Here is an 18,757-nt window from a genome sequence, read left to right on the forward strand (position 1 = left end):
TCAGCGCAGCGCCGCCAGGTAGGCGGCGATGTCGTGCGCGTCCTGCTCGGACACGCCCATCTCCGGCATGGCCGTGAGCGGATCGACCTCGTGCGTCTGGCGCAGCCAGCGCACCATGTTGTCCGGCGTGTTGGCGAGCTTTCCCGCGATCAGCGAACGGCCCCCGATGCCTGCGAGCGGAGGCCCCACGTTCGGCGACGAGCCCGTGATGCCTGGAATCGTGTGGCAGGCGCTGCATGCGTACTGGTACAGCGCGCGCGCGCCGCGCTGCGCATCGGCCACCCGCAGCGGCGCCGCCGCGGCTGCCGGCCCGCATGCCGTGCGGACCGGTGCGCCCTGCACGCCGGTGGCCTCCACGCGCGTCGCTTCGGCATACTGCTGCGGCGTGAGGTCGGGCAGGCGCGCCATGAACGCCACCACCGACCACAGGTCTTCCTCGGACAACCTGAACTCCCACGCCGGCATGCCGCTCATGCGGATGCCGTGCTTGGTCAGCCAATAGAGTTCGCGCGGCTTCCAGTGGTGCCGCGCGTCCACCAGCGGTCCCGGCAGCGGCTGCATGCTCTTTCCGATGTCACCCTGCGCGACGCCTGGAGCGCCATGGCATTGCACGCACTTGTCGCGAAAGCAGGCCGCGCCGCGCATCACCAGCCGCTCGTCGTCGAGCCGCGGTGGCTCGATGTTGCGCGCGCGCATCTTCACCGACTGGTGCATGGCGGTTTCCAGCAGCGAATAGACCGGCTGGAAATGCTGCTGCGTGGCCGCCACGTCGTAGAGGCCGCCGTACACCACCAGCGCGCCCGCCGCCACGCCCGCGAGGCCCAGCGCGGCGACAGTGAGTAGAACGGTCTTGGGTGCACCCATCGGCGGCATTCAATTGGCGGCATTGTCCGACGCGCACCGGCGCCGCCGTGTCGGCGCAAGCCGCGTTCCCATCCGCAGAATCGCGGCATGGTGGCCGCCCCGTCATGCCGTGCTGTGTATCCGCTCGCCCTGCTGGTGCTGGCGGTGCTCGCGGCCGGTTGCACGCCGGGAGAGAGCGGCCTCGCCTCCGAGCGCGCGCCGCCCGCGCAGCGCGAACGCGGAAGGCTGCTGCTGGCCCAGTACCAATGCGGAAGCTGCCACACCATTCCCGACGTGCAGGCCGCGCGCGGCCGCACCGGCCCCACGCTCGCCGCCTTCGGCCGCCGCAGCTACATCGCCGGCCAGGTGCCGAACGATCCTGACGCCTTGGTGCGCTGGATCGTCGCGCCGGCCGCCGTGGTGCCGGGCACCCTCATGCCGGCGATGGGCGTCTCGCCCGACGATGCGCGCGACATGGCGGCCTACCTGCTCGCGCTCGAACGATGAACACCGCGAGCGAAGGCCTGCCCCAATCCGCCCTGCGGGCCGCCGGCCCCGTTGCGGAGACGCTGCTCGAAGTGAGCGGCGTGCTGGTGGTGGGCGGCGCGTTGATCTTCGCCGGGGTCATGCTGCTGCTCGTGCTCGCCGTTCGCCGCCGGGGCGGCAGCCGGATCAGCACGCGCTGGTGGCTGCTCGGCGGCGGCCTCGTGTTTCCGACGGTGGTGCTCTCGGCGCTCTTCGCCTACAGCGAATTCCATCGGCCGCCATGGCAGCCCATTCCACCGCCCGGCGCGCTGATCGTCGGCGTCACGGGCCACATGTGGTGGTGGGAGGTGCGTTATCGCGACCCCGCCAGCGGCGCCGAGGTGGTCACGGCGAACGAGATCCGCATTCCCGTCGGCCGCCCGGTCTATTTCGGCCTTGGCAGCGCCGACGTGATCCACAGCTTCTGGGTGCCCTCGCTCGGCGGCAAGATGGACATGCTGCCCGGCCGCGTGCAGCACCTGCAGCTGCAGGCCGACCGGCCCGGCACCTGGCGCGGGCAGTGCGCCGAATACTGCGGCGAGCAGCACGCGCGCATGGCGCTGCACGTGGTGGCCGAGGAGCCCGCGGCCTTCGATGCATGGCTCGCGGCGCAGGCAAGGCCGGCGGCCACGCCATCGCCCGAAGTCGAGCGGGGCCGCGAGGCCTTCCTCGCGCACCGCTGCAACGCCTGCCACACCGTGCGCGGCGTGAGCGAGCAAAGCCGCCTCGGCCCCGACCTCACCCACGTGGGCAGCCGGCTGCACCTGGGCGCCGGCACCGTGCCGAACGATCCCGCGCAGCTCGCCGCCTGGGTGGCCCACACGCAGCAGCTGAAACCGGGCGCGCGCATGCCCTCCTCCGGCGAGCGCATCGGCGAGGCCGACCTGCAATCCATCGCGATCTGGCTCGCGCAACTGAAATGACGACGCAAGTTCCCGAAGCAGGCCGCTCCAACCCGCCGCGCCCCGCAGGCGAGCGCGAGGCGCTCGAGCGCGCGTGGCGCCCGCCCGTCGGCTGGCGGCAGTTCTCGGCGGTCAACAACACGCGCATCGGCGTGTTCTACATCGCCACCGCCATGCTCTTCTTCGTGCTGGCCGGCATCCTGGCGCTCATGATGCGCACCCAGCTCGCGGTGCCCGACAACCACCTGATCGACGCCGGCACCTACAACCAGCTCTTCACGATGCATGGCACCGTGATGATGTTCCTGTTCGCGGTACCCATCGTCGAGGCCGTGGCCATCTACCTGCTGCCAGGCATGCTGGGCGCGCGCGACCTGCCCTTTCCGCTGCTCTCGGCCTATGCGTTCTGGGCCTATGCCATCGGCGGCATCGCCTTCTTCTGCACGCTGTTCTTCGGCGTATCGCCCGATGGCGGCTGGTTCATGTATCCGCCGCTCACCGGCAAGGAGTTCTCGCCCGGACGCGGCGCCGACTGGTGGCTGCTGGGCATCGGGTTCATCGAGATCTCGGCCATTGCGGGGGCCATCGAGCTGATCGTGGGCGTGCTGTTCACGCGCGCGCCCGGCATGACGCTGATGCGCATGCCGATCTTCGCCTGGGCCATGCTGGTCACCGCGCTGATGATCGTCATCGCGTTTCCCGCCGTGATCGCGGCCACCATGCTGCTGGAGCTGGAGCGCGCATTCGACTGGCCCTTCTTCATTCCCGCGCGTGGCGGCGATCCGCTGCTGTGGCAGCACCTGTTCTGGTTCTTCGGCCACCCGGAGGTCTACATCATCTTCCTGCCCGCGGCCGGCATGGTGTCGATGATGGTCGCCACGCTTGGGGGCACGCCGCTGGTGGGACACCGCGCGGTGGTGCTGGCGCTCATCGGCGTGGGCGTGGTGAGCTTCGCGCTTTGGGCGCACCACATGTTCACCGCGGGCCTGGGCAACCTCTCGCTGCTGGTGGTGTCGGCCGCCAGCTTCATCGTGGCCATACCGAGCGGCGTGCAGGTGTTCGCATGGATCGCCACCTTCTGGCGCGGCCGCGTCGCGCTCAATGCGCCCACGCTGTTCCTGCTGGGCTTTCATTTCATCTTCGTGCTGGGCGGCCTCACCGGCGTGATGGTGGCGGTGCTGCCCTTCGACTGGCAGGCGCACGACAGCTACTTCATCGTCGCGCACCTGCATTACGTGCTCATCGGCGGCATGGTGTTTCCGGTGTTCGCGGGCTTCTACTACTGGGCGCCGGTCTTCAACGGCCACCGGCTTTCCGAGCGCTGGGGCCGCTGGGTGTTCGGGCTCATGTTTGGCGGCTTCAACCTGGCGTTCTTCCCGATGCACATCGCGGGCATGCTCGGCATGCCGCGGCGCGTGTACACCTACGGCGGCGACCTGGGCTGGAACACGCTCAACATGCTGTCGACGCTCGGCGCCTACACGCTCGCGGCCGGCGTGCTGCTCTTCATGGTGGATGCGGCGCGCACGCTGCGCCGGCCCCAGCAGGACCACGGCAATCCCTGGGGCGCGGGCACGCTCGAATGGCTGCCGCCGCGCGAGTACGGCGTGCGCAGCATTCCGCTGGTGGATTCGCGCTATCCGCTGTGGCGGCAGCCCGCGCTGCCGCAGGAGGTGGAGGCCGGGCGCCACTGGCTGCCCGGCACGGTGTTCGGCGGCCGCGAAACGCTGGTGACCAGCCTGCGCGACGCGCGGCCTATGCACCTGCTGCGCCTGCCGACCGACAGCTGGTGGCCGCTGGGAGCGGCTGCCGGCACGGCAGGCTTCTTTCTTCTTCTCACGGTGTCGCAGACGCTGCCTGCGTTTGCCTGCGGCGTGATCGCGGTCGCATGCATCCTGCGCTGGCTGTGGGACTCCGACCGTCCGCCGCCGGTGGCCACGGTCGACGTCGGCCATGGCGTGCAGCTGCCGGTCGGCGCGCATGGGCGGGCATCGCACTCGTGGTGGGCCATGGTCGTGCTGATTGCGGTGGACATGACGATCTTCGTTTCGCTGCTGTACACCCATGTGCACCTGTCGATGGCCAGCGACATGTGCCCGCCACCCGGTGCCGCGCTGCCGCCCCTGCGCTGGCCGCTGGGCGCGGCGCTGCTGCTCGCGGCCGGCTCGGCCGCCATGGCGCTGGCCGTGCGCAGGCTGCACACGGCCGATGCGCGCCGCCAGCGCTTGCTGCGCATGCTTGCAGCACTGGCCATGGCCTGCGCTGCCGGCGCGGCCGCGCTCGACATCGGCGGCCATCAGCTCGCCGGGCTCGACCCGCGCGCGCAAGGCTGGAGCGCTTCGGTCGGCATGCTGCTGGGCTACCAGGCCTTCCACGCCGCCGTGCTGATGCTGATGGGCGGCTATGTGCTCGTGCGTTCATGGGCGGGCCGGCTGCAGCCCGCGGCCCGCGCGACCATCGACAACACCGCGCTGATGTGGCACTGCGTGACCGCGCAAGGAATCATCGGGGCGCTCGCGGTACAGGCCGTGCCGCGGCTGCTCGGCTGAGCCGCCGCTTCAACAGAAGCCGCGCCATTGCAACCGTTCCAGCAGGAGGCTTGCCCCCCACCCGGTCGCATAGAGCCCGAGCCCGAAGATGCCGTGCGTGACCAGGCTGTGCAAGCGCGCAACGCCTGGGCGCGGCGTGCGGCTCGCCGCGATGCCGGCACCCATGCCCGGCTGCATCAGGAAGAACGGCGCCACCACGCTGCCCATGCCGACGACCAGCGCCGGACCGATCGCCGGACGGCAGACCCAGCCAATGCCCCAGAACGCGAGCAGCACGGCCGCGAAGGCGATGCCCGTCAGGTAGTGGGCCGTCCAGCCGATCAGCCGCTCGTGCGCCACGGGCGGCGATGCGCCGATCGGATCGTGCCGGAAGCGCCCGCGCGCCAGGTTGACGAACCAGCGGCCCACCAGCGCGTAGTCGAGCGAAGGCACGCCGAGCAGCCGCTTTCGAATGACGGCCCAGAGGTCCATCACCGCCGTGGCGCCGGTCCCGACCACGGCGGCGCACACCAGGTAGCCAAGCGCTTCAGGCACGGGCAGCCTCCTCGTGCGTGTCCAATGCGAAAGGCGCCCGAGCGCCGATCATCCAGCAGGCCGCGGTGAAGCGGACTTCGCTGCCGTGCACATAAGGCTCGAACGCCGCGCGCATAGCCTCGGTGACCTGCGCGCGCGTTCGCTCGTCCGCATCCTGGAGAACCAGGCCGACCGGGCCGAGCCGCGTGAGATAGCCATGCAGGGCCTTCTCGGGCAATGTGCATTCGACATCGATCGGCCGGATGTCGATGCCGGCCCAGCCGCTCTCCTCCAGGATGGAGACAACCCGATCGCGGTCCGCGAAGGAGAACTGTCCCGGCGCCCCCGGCCTGCGCACCGGCAGGTTCGGCAGCAGCGGCGCGGCGGCGCGCTCGGCCGTCGTCATGAACGGATTGTCCGCGGCGCTGCGCCATGCGATGGCCCGGAGCGCGGTGCCATCCTTCGCGGCATGCCGCAGGTTCGCAAAGGCCTGCACCGGGCTGTCGAAGAACATCACGCCGAAGCGCGAAACGATCAGGTCGAAGCTTGCCGGCTCGAAGGCGTGCCTCTGCACGTCGCCGCAGATGAAGCTCGCCGGCGCGCACGCCCGTTCTGCACGCGCCCGGGCGGCGGCAATCATCGGCTCGGAGATGTCGGCGCCGACGCAATGCCCCGCCGCGCCGAGCACCTGTGCAATGGCCAGCGTGGTGGCGCCCGTGCCGCAGCCGACGTCGAGCACCCGGTGCGCGGACGCGGCGCGCGCCTCGTCCACGAGCAGGTTCTCGAACGGGGTGAACAGCTGGTCGAGCGACTCCTGCGCATCGACCCAGGCGCGCCCGCCGCGGCCGTTCCAGAGGGCGGCTTGTTCGTTGTCTTGCTGCTTTGTGATGTCCATGATGGTTTGTCCTTGGCTTGCCTGAAGAGGCGGAAGCTAGACTTTGCAACTTCAAGTCGACTTGAGGTCAAGAGGTGGCAGCACAACATCTGGACATCGCCCAAGTGGCACTGCAATCCGGCGTCCCCGCATCGACGCTGCGGTTCTACGAGGAAAAGGGGCTCATCGCCTCGACCGGCCGGCGCGGCCTGCGCCGCCTGTTCGATGCCGGCGTGCTCGAACGCCTGGCGCTCATCGCGGTCGGGCGCGCCGCGGGCTTCTCGCTCGACGAGATCGCGCGCATGTTCGCGCCCGAGGGCGGCCCGCGCATCGACCGGCAGATGCTCGCGGCCAAGGCCGAAGAGCTCGACCGTACCATCCGCAAACTGAGCGCCATGCGCGACGGCCTGCGGCACGCGGCGGCCTGCCCCGCGCCCAGCCACATGGAGTGCCCAACCTTCAGGCGCATCGTGCGGGCCGCGGCTTCCGGGGCCATTGGCGCGCGCGAAAAGAAGGCACGGCAGTTGCCAAACTAGGCGGGGCTTCATGCTGCACCCGGGTGCCAGACAGCCTCCTACAACACGACAGTCTCTCGGCCGATGCGGCGAGAATTTTCTAGACCGAAAGTTGCAATCCTGGGCACAGCAATCTATGCCGTCATTCCCCAGAAATGCCGGCCGGAGACTTTTCCATGGTGAGCGCCAATCCAGTTATTTCGTCGGAGCGCGTCGAGGGGACATCCGTCTACAACACGTCGGGAGACAAGCTCGGCAGCATCGATGAACTCATGATCGACAAGATCTCGGGCCAGGTCCGCTATGCGGTGTTGGAGTTCGGCGGCTTCCTGGGCATGGGCACGGACCGCTATCCGCTCCCCTGGTCCATGCTGAAGTACGACACCTCGCAGGACGGCTACGTGGTGCCGTTGACCAAGGCGCAGATCGAGGGTGCGCCGAAGTATGCGAGCGACCGGGTGCCCGAGTACGACGATGCGTACAGCGGGACGGTGGACAAGTATTACGGGCTTTGAGGGACCTGCCGGCCGCGGTCTTTGGAGAAGGCTGCGGCCACTGCGTGTGAATTTCACGCCCGTTCATTCGAAAATTCTCCAGGCGGTGAGGAACAAGGACCGGCGGGGAAGCTGGCCTCATCTCAACCGAAGTTGCCGCTATTTCTTCAGAAGGACGAAATACCAAGTGGCGTAGAGGGCGAGCAACACGAGTGCAAGCATCTGCCCTTGGGCGCACAGCCCTTTCCCTTCCTCGTTGTACTTGTTCTTGCTGAACGACCACCAGAAGAGCCATCCGACCGAGCGGTCGGAGTTAGGGGCTTTTTCGTTAAGGTGAGCATTGGCTTTCAAACCAAGCGCGGTGTAGGTCACGCCAAAGGCGACTGAGGCGACTGAGGCGACAAGGCGACAAGGCGACAAGGCGACAAGGCGACAAGGCGACAAGGCGACAAGGCGATCAGCAGAATCCAAATCCAGATAGTCATGGCAAAGGCTCCATAGGCCCCGGATGAATTTCCACGCTTGTTTGACCCAAAGCTTCAATGGCAGGCATCGCGCTCGTTCATAGGCGAACGCGAACCTTGTGCTCAAGTGACGCCGCATGGCTACAGCGCCGTCAGCGCGCAAAGCTGTGCAGAGCCGAATGCCCGCGCGCTCCTTCAGCATGCTGAGAGGTGTGTCCTGCCAGCTCGCATCGGCGGGAGAGTTGGTCGTCGAGGGATCTCAGTTCGATCTCAACTTCTTGTGCGGTCTGTCCAACGCCTGAAAGAACTCAGAGGGCTGGATCTTCAAGGTTGCAATGATTTTGAGAATGTTGATAAGTGCCAGGTTGTGTTCGCCCCGCTCTATGCCGCCAATGTAGCTGCGATCAATTCCACATGCGTCACCGAATGCCTCTTGGGAATAGCCAAGCGCCTTTCGGCGCTCGCGTACCGCCTCGCCAAAAAGCACTAGCTCTGGCACCTTTTTCCTGCGAACTGAGACCCCATTCACCATGTGGAGATGGTCAGTTTTAAAGGAATAAAGCACCACGGGATAAAATATCACGGTATATGGTTACCAATTCGGAAGGTAGGCCAAATGTCCGTGAGATTGCTCCCGTCGCCACTCCCGACCGCACGAACGGTGCGAATACCTGCTTCTGCATTGCCCGCAAAGCTGCGGCAATCATCACCTGTGGTTCGTAGCGCGTCTGCATCGCGTATCGGTGCGCAGGTGAGGGCGCTGCGCATAGCCGGCGGTACCTCCGCCGGCGGGTTGGCGAGGTTGTCGGGTATCTCCGCCTCGATGCTCTCGCGCATCGAGCGCGGTTTGGTCTCGCCTTCGGTGGAGACCTTGGAGCGCCTCGCGCAGGGCCTACAGGTGCCGATCTCGCGCTTCTTCAGTGATCAGGCGCGGCGCACTGACTTTTGCCATGTGCGTGCAGGACATGGTGTCCTGGTCGATCGCATCGGCGCAGTGGCGGACTACCGCTATGAGCTGTTGGGCCATCTGCTGTCGGGCAACCTGTTCGTCGAGCCCTATCTCGTCACGTTGCTGCCCGGCGCCGATCCCTACGTGACCTTCCAGCACCCGGGCCTGAAGTTCCTGTACTTTCTGTCCGGGCAGGTCAGCTACCGCTATGGCGGCAGGTCTTTGGAGGTGAGGGCCGGGGACTCGCTGCTGTTCGATGCGACCGCACTCCATGGGATCGAGGCCATTCCGACCCATCCGGTCTCATACCTGTCAGTGGTATTCACGCTGCGAGAGTAGGCTGTTCTTGGCGGCCCTGCCGCGCGGCGGGCGACACGGATGCTCAACCGTCGGGCCCTTCGCACGCCAAACTCCGGCGGCAACACTGAGCAGCACAAAGAATGAATAAGCCTCAGGGTCGGAGGCGGCGCCCGGAAACTGCGCATGGCGGCCGTGGTGGCAGTAGCGGCAAGCGGCCACGATGTTGGAAGCGATGGTGCGCCCGCCATCCATCTTCGCGGTCAGGTGCTCGGCCGTCAGCCGAAACATTCGCGCCCGGTCGCGCGAGATGCCATGCGCCGCCGCGAACGCTTTCGCGTCTGCGCGCCACATCGGGTGCAGACAGTAAAAACAAGGGTGGCCCTGAGCCAAGAAAGCGCTTTCGCGGAGCGCGCAGAGATTGGTCCTGTGCGTCATAAGGTTTCACGTTGAAGTGATCCCCGCTGACGCTTGGCGCAACCCGGGCGCCAGCGGCTTGGCCGGCTGGCGGTGCACCGACGTAGCGTCGGCGCTCTCGAGATTTTCAGGTCCCGAACAGTTTGGAGTTTATCGCGACACCAGCATCATGAGTGCGCGATCATTTCCGACGACATCCAACACACCTCTACTTCGGCGTCCCCGTGCTCAACAATGAGTCGACCTCACTCAAGTAGCTCTCGACCTCGCGCAGCCAAGTCTCCGAGGGCGGAGGATCTCTCGACTACGCCTATCCGGTCGGCCGCACTTCACTACTCTGCAAACGATTCGACGAATCAAGCTCTCAGTTTTTGAACGCCGCCCAGGGCATGCGGCAGAACGCTTCTTCGAGCGATAAGGTGCGATTCTCGGCAAGCAGCGATTCCCCGGTGAGCACGTTCACCAGTCCCGCGCCTTCAACGCCATCTGGCAACACCACCCTCGTCCCCCGCCAAGCATCCGCATCGGGAAGCACCGGCACACCATTCGCCCCGGCGCGCGCAATCCCGGCAAACAACCGCCCCGCCATCACCACCAGCGTCCGCCCTTCGTGCCGGCGCGCAAAGGCCACGACATGCCGCGCCAGCGGCCCTTCGACTGCGAGCCCTTCATAGCTGCCTTCGCGGAGCAGTTCCGCATGCTCGCGCCGCATCGACAGCAGCCGCCAGATGAACCAGAGCTTCGCGCGGCCATCGTGCGGCGCCACCGCCAGCGACTGCACACGCGTTGGCAGATCGTGCTCGCCAGCCATCGCCTGGAGCTCATCGAGCCGACGGCTGCGCAGTTCATAGTCCACCGGCCGCCGGTTGTCGGGGTCGACCAGGCTCAGGTCGACAAGCTCGCTTCCTTGATAGAGATCCGGCACCCCCGGCGAGCCGTACTTCAGCAGCGTGAGCGTCAGCCCGTTCCACGCACCGAACCACGACAGGCGATCGGCGAGGCGGTGGATGTCCGCAAGGCAGCCGTCCTTCGACAGGTCCGAGAGAATCCGCTGCACCAGGCCCTCGAGCGCCGCCTCGTACGGCGCATCGGGCTGGGTCCAGCGCGTGTGGAGCTTGGCTTCGCGCGCGGCCTTCTGCATGTACTGCCACACGCGCGCGGCGTAGGCCGGCACGTCGGCAGCATCGAGGCCGCCGAAGGGCAAGGTGCCGAGCAGGGTCTGGTAGAGCAGGTATTCGTCGGCGCGCGAAGGCGCCGCGCCCGCCGGCTCGCCGCCGCGGCAGAGTGCGTGCCAGCGCGCGAGCGCATCGCGCCACTCGCCGGGCATTTCGGAGAGCACGTCGATGCGGTTGCGCACCTCTTCCGATCGCTTGTTGTCGTGCGTGGAGGTCGCGAGCATGGTGTGCGGCCAGTGCCGTGCGCGGTCGGCGCTGAGCGCGTGGAACTCGGGCACGTCGATGCCGAACCGGTCTGGCTCGCCGCCCACCTCGTTGAGCGAACTGAGCGGAAAGTAGCGGTAGAACGAGGTGTCCTCCACGCCCTTGGCCGCGACCGGCGCGCTGAACTGCTGGAAGCGCATCGCGAACCGGCGCACGCGCTCGGCCAGCGCCGGTGGCGCATGCGCGGCCACAGTCTCGCCGCGCAGCGAGCGGCGCACGAAGGCAAAGACGGAGCGGTCGGCATCGGCGCTCTGGCGCTCGGCGGCCTCGGTGGCGGCGTCGATGAAATGCGCGTCCTGCGCGGAGGGCGCGTCGACGATGTAGGTGCGGTAGACCGGCATGCAGGCCGCCACTTCCGCGAGCGCGCGGCGCAGCGCGTTGAGCGTGTAGTCGCGCGTGCCGCGGTCGGCCCGCGCGATTCTGAGCAGTTCGGTGGAGAGCACGTTGAGTTCCGACGACAGCGCATTGCGCATGACCTCGCGCTTGCCAGACCTTGCCACCGAGTCGAAGTCCTGCGCCTCGCCCGTGAAGCCATGCCAGGCCTGCCGCAAGGCGTCGGCCGCGGCGGTGTCCACCAGCACGCCGTTGGCCACGTTGGCAAAGCGGTAGCCGGTGGTGCCGTGCACATGCCATTCGACCGGCACCTCTTCTTCTGAGGCCGCGATCTTCTCGGCGACCACGTACAGCGGGCGCGGCGGCCGGCCGTCCGGACCGGTGGCCGGCAGCACGATGCCCGCGCGCCGCGCATAGCCTTCCTGCAGCTGCCGGAAGTATCGTGCGGGGTCGTACAGGCCGTCGGGATGGTCGATGCGCAGGCCGTCCACCACGCCGGCCGCGGCAAGGTCGAGGGCGAAGGACTGCGTGGCCTCGAACACCTCGTCGCGCTCCATGCGCACCGCCGCCAGGTCGTTGATGTCGAAGAAGCGCCGATAGTTGATTTCGTCGGCCGCCACGCGCCAGTAGGCGAGCCGGAAGGCCTGCATGTCGATGAGCCGGTGCAACTGGTCGCGCGTCTCCTCCGAAGCCAGGTTGAACTCCGCCACCGCTGCCAGCACGGCGCGCGCGAGCGACGGATGCACCTCTGCCAGATGCGCAAGGCGGGCTTTGAACAGCTCCTTGTCGCGCACGCGCTCGGTGCATGCCGAAGGCGTCTGCGCGCGGCGGCCTGGCAGGTGGCCGAAGGCCGTCGAGAGGCTCGCGAGCTGGGCCGCGAGCACGGGGTCCTTCAGGTGCGGCAATGCGCATGCAAGAACCACGGGATAGCTCTCGGGCGCCAGCGGAAACCGGTGGTCGAAGTAGCGCAGCGCAAAGCTGCCCTGCGCCGCTTCGAAGTGCAGCACCAGCTCTCCGCTCGCGAGCACCTCGCCGTAGTGCCCGCCGAGCACCGGCAGCAGCACCTTGCCGGCCAGCTCCTTGTTGAGCGGCTGCCAGTCGATGTCGAAGTGATGCGCGAACAGCGAGGCCGGGCCGTTCTCCAGCACGTCCATCCACCAGGCATTGTCGGCGCCGAGCACGCCCATGTGGTTGGGCACCATGTCGAGCAGCTGCCCGAGGCCGTGCGCCTGCAGCACCTCGACGAAGCGCGCAAAGCCTTCGGCACCGCCGAGCTCGGGATTGACCTCGGCGTGGGCCACCACGTCGTAGCCGTGCGTGCTGCCCGCGCGCGCGCGCTGGATGGGCGAGCAATACACATGGCTCACGCCGAGCTGCGCGAGGTAGGGCAGCACGCGGATGGCGTCGTCGAAGCCGAAGCCCTGGTGGAACTGCAGCCTGTAGGTGGCCCTCGGCACGCGTGCCTGCAGCAGCGCCGGAGGCGCGGCTTCGGCGCCCACGCTGCGGCGCGGGCGGGCCGCGCGCAGGTGTTCCGTGAGCCCCTGCATCGCATCGCCCGCCGCCAGTTCTTGCACGGTGGGCACCAGCTTGCGCCGCCAGTTGGGATGCGTGTCGGTGGTGCCGGGCATGTTGGCCTGTTCCACTTCGCCAGCCACGTCCTCGAGCTGGAACACCATCAGCGCCGACGGGGCCGCGGCAAGGAACGCGTGGATCGCCTGCACGACCCGCGGCGAAGGTACTGCGAGTGACAGCACCTGCGCCGCCTCGTCCGGCGACAGCAGCCCCGCCTCGCGCACGGCCAGCATCAGCTGTATGCGCTCCTGCGCGCGGCCCAGCAGCTGCGCATCGAACAGCCGCGGATCGGGAAAGAGCCCGAGCGCCAGCCGCAGCCGAAGGTCGTGCCCCGACCACCAGCCCGCGAGCGTGGCGAGATCGTGCGTGCTGATGGCCACCAGCGCGGCCGCCGGATAGGCCGCGGGCGGCGTGAACCCGCCTGCCTGCTGCTTCTCGAAATAGAGCAGCCGGTAGGAGAGCACATCGGCGCGCGCAAGCGCTTCGCGCATGGCGTCTTCCACCGTGCCCAGGTCTTCGCCCACCACCATGCAGCGATGCCGATGGCTCTCCACCGCCACGATGGCCAGCATCTCCTCGATCGGGTAGCGCACATAGGCGCCGTCGTGCGGCGAGCGGCCCGGCGGAATCCAGAACAGGCGCATCAGCCCCATCACATGGTCGATGCGCAGCGCGCCCGCATGCCGCATGCTGGCGCGCAGCATCTGCACGAAGGGCTGGTAGTGGTGCGTGCGAAGACGGTCGGGCCGCAGTGGCGGCAGGCCCCAGTTCTGCCCGGCCGGATTGAACTCGTCAGGCGGCGCGCCGATGCTTGCGCCGACCGCGAAGCAGTGCCGCGCGGCCCAGGCGTCGGACCCGCCGCGGTCCACCGAAACGGCCAGGTCCAGGTAGAGCCCGATGCCCATGCCCAGCGCCGTGCTGCGCTCGCCCGCGCGCGCGAGCTGGCGCTCGGCCACCCATTGCAGGTACTGGTGGTATTGCAGCCGCTCGGCATGCCGCGCCGCGAAGGCCTGCACCTCGGGCGAATCCGCCTCCCGATAGGCCTCGGGCCATGCGAGCCAGCCCCAGCACTGCGGATCGGCGGCGGCGAAGTGGGCCTGCAGCGCCTCGAAGAGCGCATGCTGGCGCAACGGCTCGCCCTGCGCCGAGACAAAGGCCAGGAAGGCCTCGCCACGCGCATCGGGAGCGCCGGCCGGCGAAAGATGCCGGGCGCGGAAGTGCTCGAACAGCAACTCCAGCACCTCGAACTTGGCGGCGGCCACGCCGGCATGGTCGACCAGCGGCGCGGCCCGCAGCGCCGCGAGCCGGCCCTGGAACCCGGGCGATTCGACGTGCCGGCGCGCAGTCTCGCAGGCGGCGAAATCGTCGACGGCCTCGACATCGATGTACAGCACGTTGATCCATTGCCGCGACGAGGGACTGTAGGGGCTGGCGCGCGGCGGATCGGTCGGGAACAGCGCGTGCAGCGGGTTCAGGCCGATCAGGTCGGCGCCCTGCCCGGCCATGCGGTCGATGAGCGCCTCCAGGTCGCCGAAATCGCCGATGCCCCAGTTGCGCGCCGAGCGCAGCGCATACAGCTGCAGCGCCGGCCCCCAGACGCGGCCGCCGTCCTGCACGGCGGGTGGCCGGTAGCAGGGGCCGGGCGAAGCGATGAGCATCGTTTCGCCGGCCAGTCCCTCGACGTGCAGCCAGTGGTAGCCGGGTGCGAGCGGCTCTGCCAACTGCAGCGTGCAGCTGCCATGCGGCCAGGGCTGCGCATCGGCTTCGCCCTGGCGCACAAGGCCCTGTTCGTCGCGCAGCCGCCAGCGCAGGCTCCCTGAGCGCTGCGGCAGCTGCAGCGACCAGTGCGGCGCGTGTGCCTGCACCACCTGCACCGGCGGCATGGCGGGCATCGATGAAGCACCGCCCCCTTCATCCACCGCGGCACCCGCCTGCACGCCGAACTCGGCCAGGAGCGCGGCCAGGTTCTCGGGCGACGCATGGCGCAGCGTTCCGAAGGCGTCGTGGTAGGCCGCGGAGATGCCGTAGTGCCGGCACAGGCGCTCCAGCGCATCGCTATCCCAATGACCCGGATCAGCCACCGGCCATGTCCTCCAGCGTCGCATGCACGGCGCCGCGCTCGAGTTGCAGGCCTGCCGCATCGGCCACGGCGCCCCGGCTGTAGAGCACCGTGCCCGCAGGCGCGGCAGTGTCCACGGCAGGCTCGGCGCCAAGGTTCGCGAGCAGATGGAGGCGCTTGCCCGACAGCGCCCACTGAACCCGGATCAGCCCGTCTTCGCCGCCATGGCTTCCCGCGCCGCGCACACCGGCCAGGTGCGGCACCAGCAGGCGATGGCGCGCGTCGAGCAGTTGCTGCACCTCGCACAGCCGCGCGAAGTGCGGCCGCGCGCCGCGCTCTCGCCAGCGCAGCTTCGAGGCCTGGAAGGTCTGGGCGGCGTTGGGATCGGGAATGCGCGCACGCGCGGCTTCGTCGGCAAAGGCGGCGAAGCGCCCGAACTCCGCACGGCGCCCTTCGGCCACGGCCGAGGCCAGCTCGGGGCCGAAATCGCAGAAGTACAGGAACGGCGAGGAGGCCGCGAACTCGTCGCCCATGAAGAACATGGGCACATGCGGCGACAGCAGCACGCAGGCCAGTGCGGCGCGCACCAGCACCGGATCGCCGAGCGCATGGATGCGCTCGCCGAACGCGCGGTTGCCGACCTGGTCGTGGGTCTGAAGGTAAGACACGAACGCGGTCGGCGGCAGCTGCGTGCTGGGCTCGCCGCGCGGCTCCCCGCCGCGGAAGGCCGATGGCTGCCCCTGGTAGATGAAGCCCTCGGCCAGCGCGCGCGCAAAGCGGCCCGCCGCGTCATCGGCATAGTCGGCGTAGTAGCCGTCGCGCTCGCCGGTGGCCAGCACGTGTACGGCGTGATGAAGATCGTCGTTCCACTGCGCGGTGCCCGCCACGGGCAGGCCGTTGGCGTCGCGCGCCAGCAGCGAGGCCTGGTTGGCGTCGTTCTCCAGCACCAGGTGCACCTGCCGCTCGCGCGCCGGACCAGCGTTCAGCGCTTCGCGGATCTCCTGCACGATGTGCCTGGGAGATGAATCGCGAATGGCATGGATCGCATCCATGCGCAGGCCGTCGAAGTGGAATTCTTCCACCCAGTACAGCGCGTTGTGGACGAAGAAGTCGCGCACGGTGCGCGAGCCCGGCCCGTCGAAGTTGATGGCCGCGCCCCATGGCGTGTGCTCGGCCGCATCGAAGAACTCCGGGCAGCATGCATGCAGGTAGTTGCCCTCCGGCCCGAAGTGGTTGTAGACCACGTCGAGCAGCACCATCAGCCCCAGCGCATGCGCGCTGTCGACCAGAGCCTTGAGATCGTCGGGCGATCCGTAGCTGGCATCCGGCGCGAACTGCAGCACGCCGTCGTAGCCCCAGTTGCGCGCACCGGGAAAATCCGCGAGCGGCATGAGCTCGATGGCGGTGATGCCCAGCTCCGCCAGTTCGCCGAGCCGCTCGCGCGTGGCCTGAAACGTGCCTTCCTCGGTGAAAGTGCCGACATGCAGCTCGTAGACCACGGCCTCGTGCCAGGGCCGGCCGCGCCAGGCGGTGTCGGCCCATTCGTAGCGGGCCGGATCGACCACCTGGCTCGGGCCGTGCACATCCTGCGGATTGAAGCGCGCGGCCGGGTCGGGCATGGTGGTGCCGTCGGCCAGCTGGTAGGCGTAGCTGTCGCCAGCGCGCGCATCCGCGAGCGTGAGGCGGTGCCAGCCGTCCGCGTCCTGCGCCATGGCGTGCGAGGCTGCCTTCCCGCCGGCCGGCGTGTGCACGAGCAGGACGCCGTGCATGGACGGCGCCCACAGCGCAAAGTCCACACCGCCGCCGTGCACCGTGGCGCCGAAGGGCATTCGGTGGATGCTGAATTTCATGGCCGCACGTCCGGCCGGCTCAGCACCACCAGCGAGCGGCACTGCAGCGGATAGGCGGGCTCCGACCAGGCGGGCGCGAGCGCGGCCACGTCCTCGGTGGCGGGCGGCGGGGTGCCGCTGGCGGTGTCGAGCAGCAGCCGCCATGCGCCGTAGGGCGCAGGCGGCAGGGTGAACGCGATCTCGTCGTGGTGCGCGTTGAACAGCACCAGAAAATCATCGTCGTGCAGCGCCTCGCCGCGCGGCCCTCGGTCGGCAATGCCGCCGCCGGACATGTACATCGCAAGGCATCGGGCGTTGCCGTCGCTCCAGTCCTCGGGGCGCATCTCGGCGCCGTCGGGCTTGAGCCAGACCACGTCGGTCACGCTCTCGGCTTCCGAGGGCTTGCCGGCAAAGAAGCTGCGGCGCCGGAACGAGGGGTGGGCGCGCCTGAGCGCGATGGTGCGCTCCACGAAGGTGATCAGCGCCTGCCGCTCCGGCGTGGGCGTCCAGTCGATCCAGCTGATGTCGTTGTCCTGGCAGTAGGCGTTGTTGTTGCCGTTCTGCGTGTGGCCGCGCTCGTCGCCGGCCAGCAGCATCGGCACGCCCTGCGACAGCAGCAGCGTGGCCAGCAAGTTGCGCTTCTGGCGCTCGCGCAGCGCGGCGATCCCGGCGTCCTGCGTCGGCCCTTCGGCGCCGCAGTTCCAGGAGATGTTGTGGTTGCTGCCGTCGCGGTTGTCCTCGCCGTTGGCCTCGTTGTGCTTGTCGTTGTAGGAGACCAGGTCGTCGAGCGTGAAGCCGTCGTGCGCGGTGATGAAGTTGATGCTCGCGTTGGGCCGCTTGCCCGACCAGCCGTAGAGGTCTTCCGAGCCGGTGAGCCGCTTGCCGACCTCGCCGATCACGCCCGAGTCACCTTTCCAGAAACCGCGCATGCCGTCGCGGTAGCGGTCGTTCCATTCGGCCCAGCCGAGCGGGAAGTTGCCCACCTGGTAGCCGCCGTGGCCCAGGTCCCAGGGCTCGGCGATGAGCTTGACGCGGTTGAGCGTCGGGTCCTGGCGGATGGCATCGAAGAAGCCGCCCAGGTTCTCGACCTTGCCGGCCTCGCGCGCCAGCGCCGAGGCCAGGTCGAAGCGGAAGCCGTCGACGTGCATTTCCTCGGCCCAGTAGCGCAGCGAATCCATCACCAGCTGCAGCGCATGCGGATGCTCCAGGTTGACGGTGTTGCCGCAGCCGGTGAAGTCGTCGTAGTAGCGCCGGTTGTCGGCGTTGATGATGTAGTAGGAGGCGTTGTCCACGCCGCGCATCGAGAGCGTGGGCCCCAGCTGGTTGCCTTCGCAGGTGTGGTTGTAGACCACGTCCAGGATCACCTCGATGCCCGCCGAGTGCAGCGTCTTCACCATGGTCTTGAATTCCTTCACCTTGCCCGAGGCGCTGTAGCGCGTCTCGGGGGCGAAGTAGGCCAGCGAGTTGTAGCCCCAGTAGTTCTGCAGGCCCTTCTCCGCCAGGTGCCGGTCGTTGAGGAAGCTGTGCACCGGCAGCAGCTCGATGGTGGTCACGCCCAGGCGCTTGAGGTAGTCGACCACGGGCGCGCAGCACAGGCCGCCGTAGGTGCCGCGCAGCTCGGGCGGCACGTCGGGGTGGCGCATGGTGAAGCCGCGCACGTGCAGCTCGTAGATCACCATGTCCTGCCAGGGCACCGAGGGGCGGCGGTCGTCGCCCCAGGTGAAGGCCGGCTCCAGCACGCGGCCCTTGGGCACGAGCGGTGCGCTGTCGCGGCGGTCGAACGAAAGGTCTTCGCGCTTGCTGCCCACCGTGTAGCCGTAGAGCGCGTCGCCCCAGCGCAGTTCGCCCACCAGGTCTTTCGCGTAGGGGTCGACCAGCAGCTTGTGCGGGTTGAAGCGATGGCCCTCTTCCGGCTTGTAGGGGCCGTGCACGCGGTAGCCATAGGCCTGGCCCGGGCGGGCCTCGGGCAGGTAGCAGTGCCATACGCCGTCGGTGCGCTCCCGGATCGGGATGCGCTGGATTTCATGGCGGCCCTTGTCGTCGAAGAGGCACAGGTCCACGCCTTGCGCGTGCTGGGAAAAAAGCGCGAAGTTCACGCCCTCCCCGTCCCAGTTGGCGCCCCGCGGATAGGGGCGCCCCGGCCAGACGGCCGAGATCGGATTGCGTTGGCTGCTGCGTGTCAT

At 68.5% G+C, this 18,757-nt stretch carries 15 protein-coding genes; 6 read left to right on the forward strand and 9 right to left on the reverse strand.

The features are described 5' to 3' along the window. Complete coding sequence (locus EJO66_RS07725; protein WP_240648535.1) at positions 1–864, reverse strand: c-type cytochrome; 864 nt, start codon at positions 862–864, stop codon at positions 1–3. A gap of 87 nt (positions 865–951) precedes the next feature. Here EJO66_RS07725 and EJO66_RS07730 point away from each other — a divergent pair, with 87 nt between their 5' ends. From EJO66_RS07730 to EJO66_RS07740, 3 genes are read left to right on the forward strand one after another with little or no spacing between them, the layout of a single operon-like run. Then, on the forward strand, positions 952–1,350 hold the full coding sequence (locus EJO66_RS07730) for a c-type cytochrome (RefSeq protein ID WP_125964890.1): 399 nt from the start codon (positions 952–954) through the stop codon (positions 1,348–1,350). Then, positions 1,347–2,291 (forward strand): cytochrome c oxidase subunit II, encoded by a 945-nt coding sequence (locus EJO66_RS07735; protein WP_125964891.1) that lies wholly within the window; start codon positions 1,347–1,349, stop codon positions 2,289–2,291. The genes EJO66_RS07730 and EJO66_RS07735 overlap by 4 nt, the downstream gene beginning before the upstream one ends. Then, a complete protein-coding gene (locus EJO66_RS07740; RefSeq protein ID WP_125964892.1) occupies positions 2,288–4,819 on the forward strand; it encodes a cbb3-type cytochrome c oxidase subunit I in 2,532 nt (843 codons plus the stop codon). Before EJO66_RS07735 ends, EJO66_RS07740 begins: the two co-directional genes overlap by 4 nt. A gap of 9 nt (positions 4,820–4,828) precedes the next feature. Here the strand turns inward: EJO66_RS07740 and EJO66_RS07745 are convergent, their stop codons facing one another. Next, positions 4,829–5,353, reverse strand: coding sequence for a DUF2938 domain-containing protein (locus EJO66_RS07745; RefSeq protein ID WP_125964893.1), 525 nt, complete (start codon positions 5,351–5,353; stop codon positions 4,829–4,831). Beyond that, positions 5,346–6,227 carry a class I SAM-dependent methyltransferase gene (locus EJO66_RS07750; RefSeq protein WP_125964894.1) on the reverse strand — a complete coding sequence of 294 codons (882 nt, stop codon included), beginning with the start codon at positions 6,225–6,227 and terminating at the stop codon, positions 5,346–5,348. The genes EJO66_RS07745 and EJO66_RS07750 overlap by 8 nt, the downstream gene beginning before the upstream one ends. A 74-nt stretch (positions 6,228–6,301) precedes the next feature. On the opposite strand from EJO66_RS07750, the gene EJO66_RS07755 reads away from it, so the two are divergent. After that, positions 6,302–6,742, forward strand: a complete 441-nt coding sequence (locus EJO66_RS07755; RefSeq protein ID WP_125964895.1) for a helix-turn-helix domain-containing protein — start codon at positions 6,302–6,304, stop codon at positions 6,740–6,742. 155 nt (positions 6,743–6,897) lie between these two features. Beyond that, positions 6,898–7,236 (forward strand): PRC-barrel domain-containing protein, encoded by a 339-nt coding sequence (locus EJO66_RS07760; RefSeq protein WP_125964896.1) that lies wholly within the window; start codon positions 6,898–6,900, stop codon positions 7,234–7,236. Between the two features lie 138 nt (positions 7,237–7,374). Here the strand turns inward: EJO66_RS07760 and EJO66_RS07765 are convergent, their stop codons facing one another. Next, positions 7,375–7,881, reverse strand: a complete 507-nt coding sequence (locus EJO66_RS07765; RefSeq protein WP_125964897.1) for a hypothetical protein — start codon at positions 7,879–7,881, stop codon at positions 7,375–7,377. Between the two features lie 57 nt (positions 7,882–7,938). Next, on the reverse strand, positions 7,939–8,262 hold the full coding sequence (locus EJO66_RS07770) for a helix-turn-helix domain-containing protein (protein WP_338067564.1): 324 nt from the start codon (positions 8,260–8,262) through the stop codon (positions 7,939–7,941). Positions 8,263–8,430: 168 nt separating this feature from the next. On the opposite strand from EJO66_RS07770, the gene EJO66_RS07775 reads away from it, so the two are divergent. Next, positions 8,431–8,967 carry a helix-turn-helix domain-containing protein gene (locus EJO66_RS07775; protein WP_240648554.1) on the forward strand — a complete coding sequence of 179 codons (537 nt, stop codon included), beginning with the start codon at positions 8,431–8,433 and terminating at the stop codon, positions 8,965–8,967. On the opposite strand, the gene EJO66_RS07780 is transcribed toward EJO66_RS07775, so the two are convergent. From EJO66_RS07780 to glgX, 4 genes are all read right to left on the reverse strand, one after another. Beyond that, positions 8,941–9,363, reverse strand: coding sequence for an HNH endonuclease (locus EJO66_RS07780; protein WP_125964898.1), 423 nt, complete (start codon positions 9,361–9,363; stop codon positions 8,941–8,943). The two genes, EJO66_RS07775 and EJO66_RS07780, sit on opposite strands and share 27 nt — an antisense overlap. A 343-nt stretch (positions 9,364–9,706) precedes the next feature. Further along, positions 9,707–14,767 (reverse strand): malto-oligosyltrehalose synthase, encoded by a 5,061-nt coding sequence (locus tag EJO66_RS07785; protein ID WP_240648536.1) that lies wholly within the window; start codon positions 14,765–14,767, stop codon positions 9,707–9,709. Beyond that, positions 14,760–16,595, reverse strand: a complete 1,836-nt coding sequence (treZ, locus tag EJO66_RS07790) for a malto-oligosyltrehalose trehalohydrolase (protein ID WP_125964900.1) — start codon at positions 16,593–16,595, stop codon at positions 14,760–14,762. The genes EJO66_RS07785 and treZ overlap by 8 nt, the downstream gene beginning before the upstream one ends. Next, entirely contained in the window at positions 16,592–18,757 is a 2,166-nt protein-coding gene (glgX, locus tag EJO66_RS07795) for a glycogen debranching protein GlgX (protein WP_125964901.1), read from the reverse strand. The genes treZ and glgX overlap by 4 nt, the downstream gene beginning before the upstream one ends.

This window comes from Variovorax beijingensis (assembly GCF_003951285.1).
Lineage (GTDB): Bacteria > Pseudomonadota > Gammaproteobacteria > Burkholderiales > Burkholderiaceae_C > Variovorax > Variovorax beijingensis.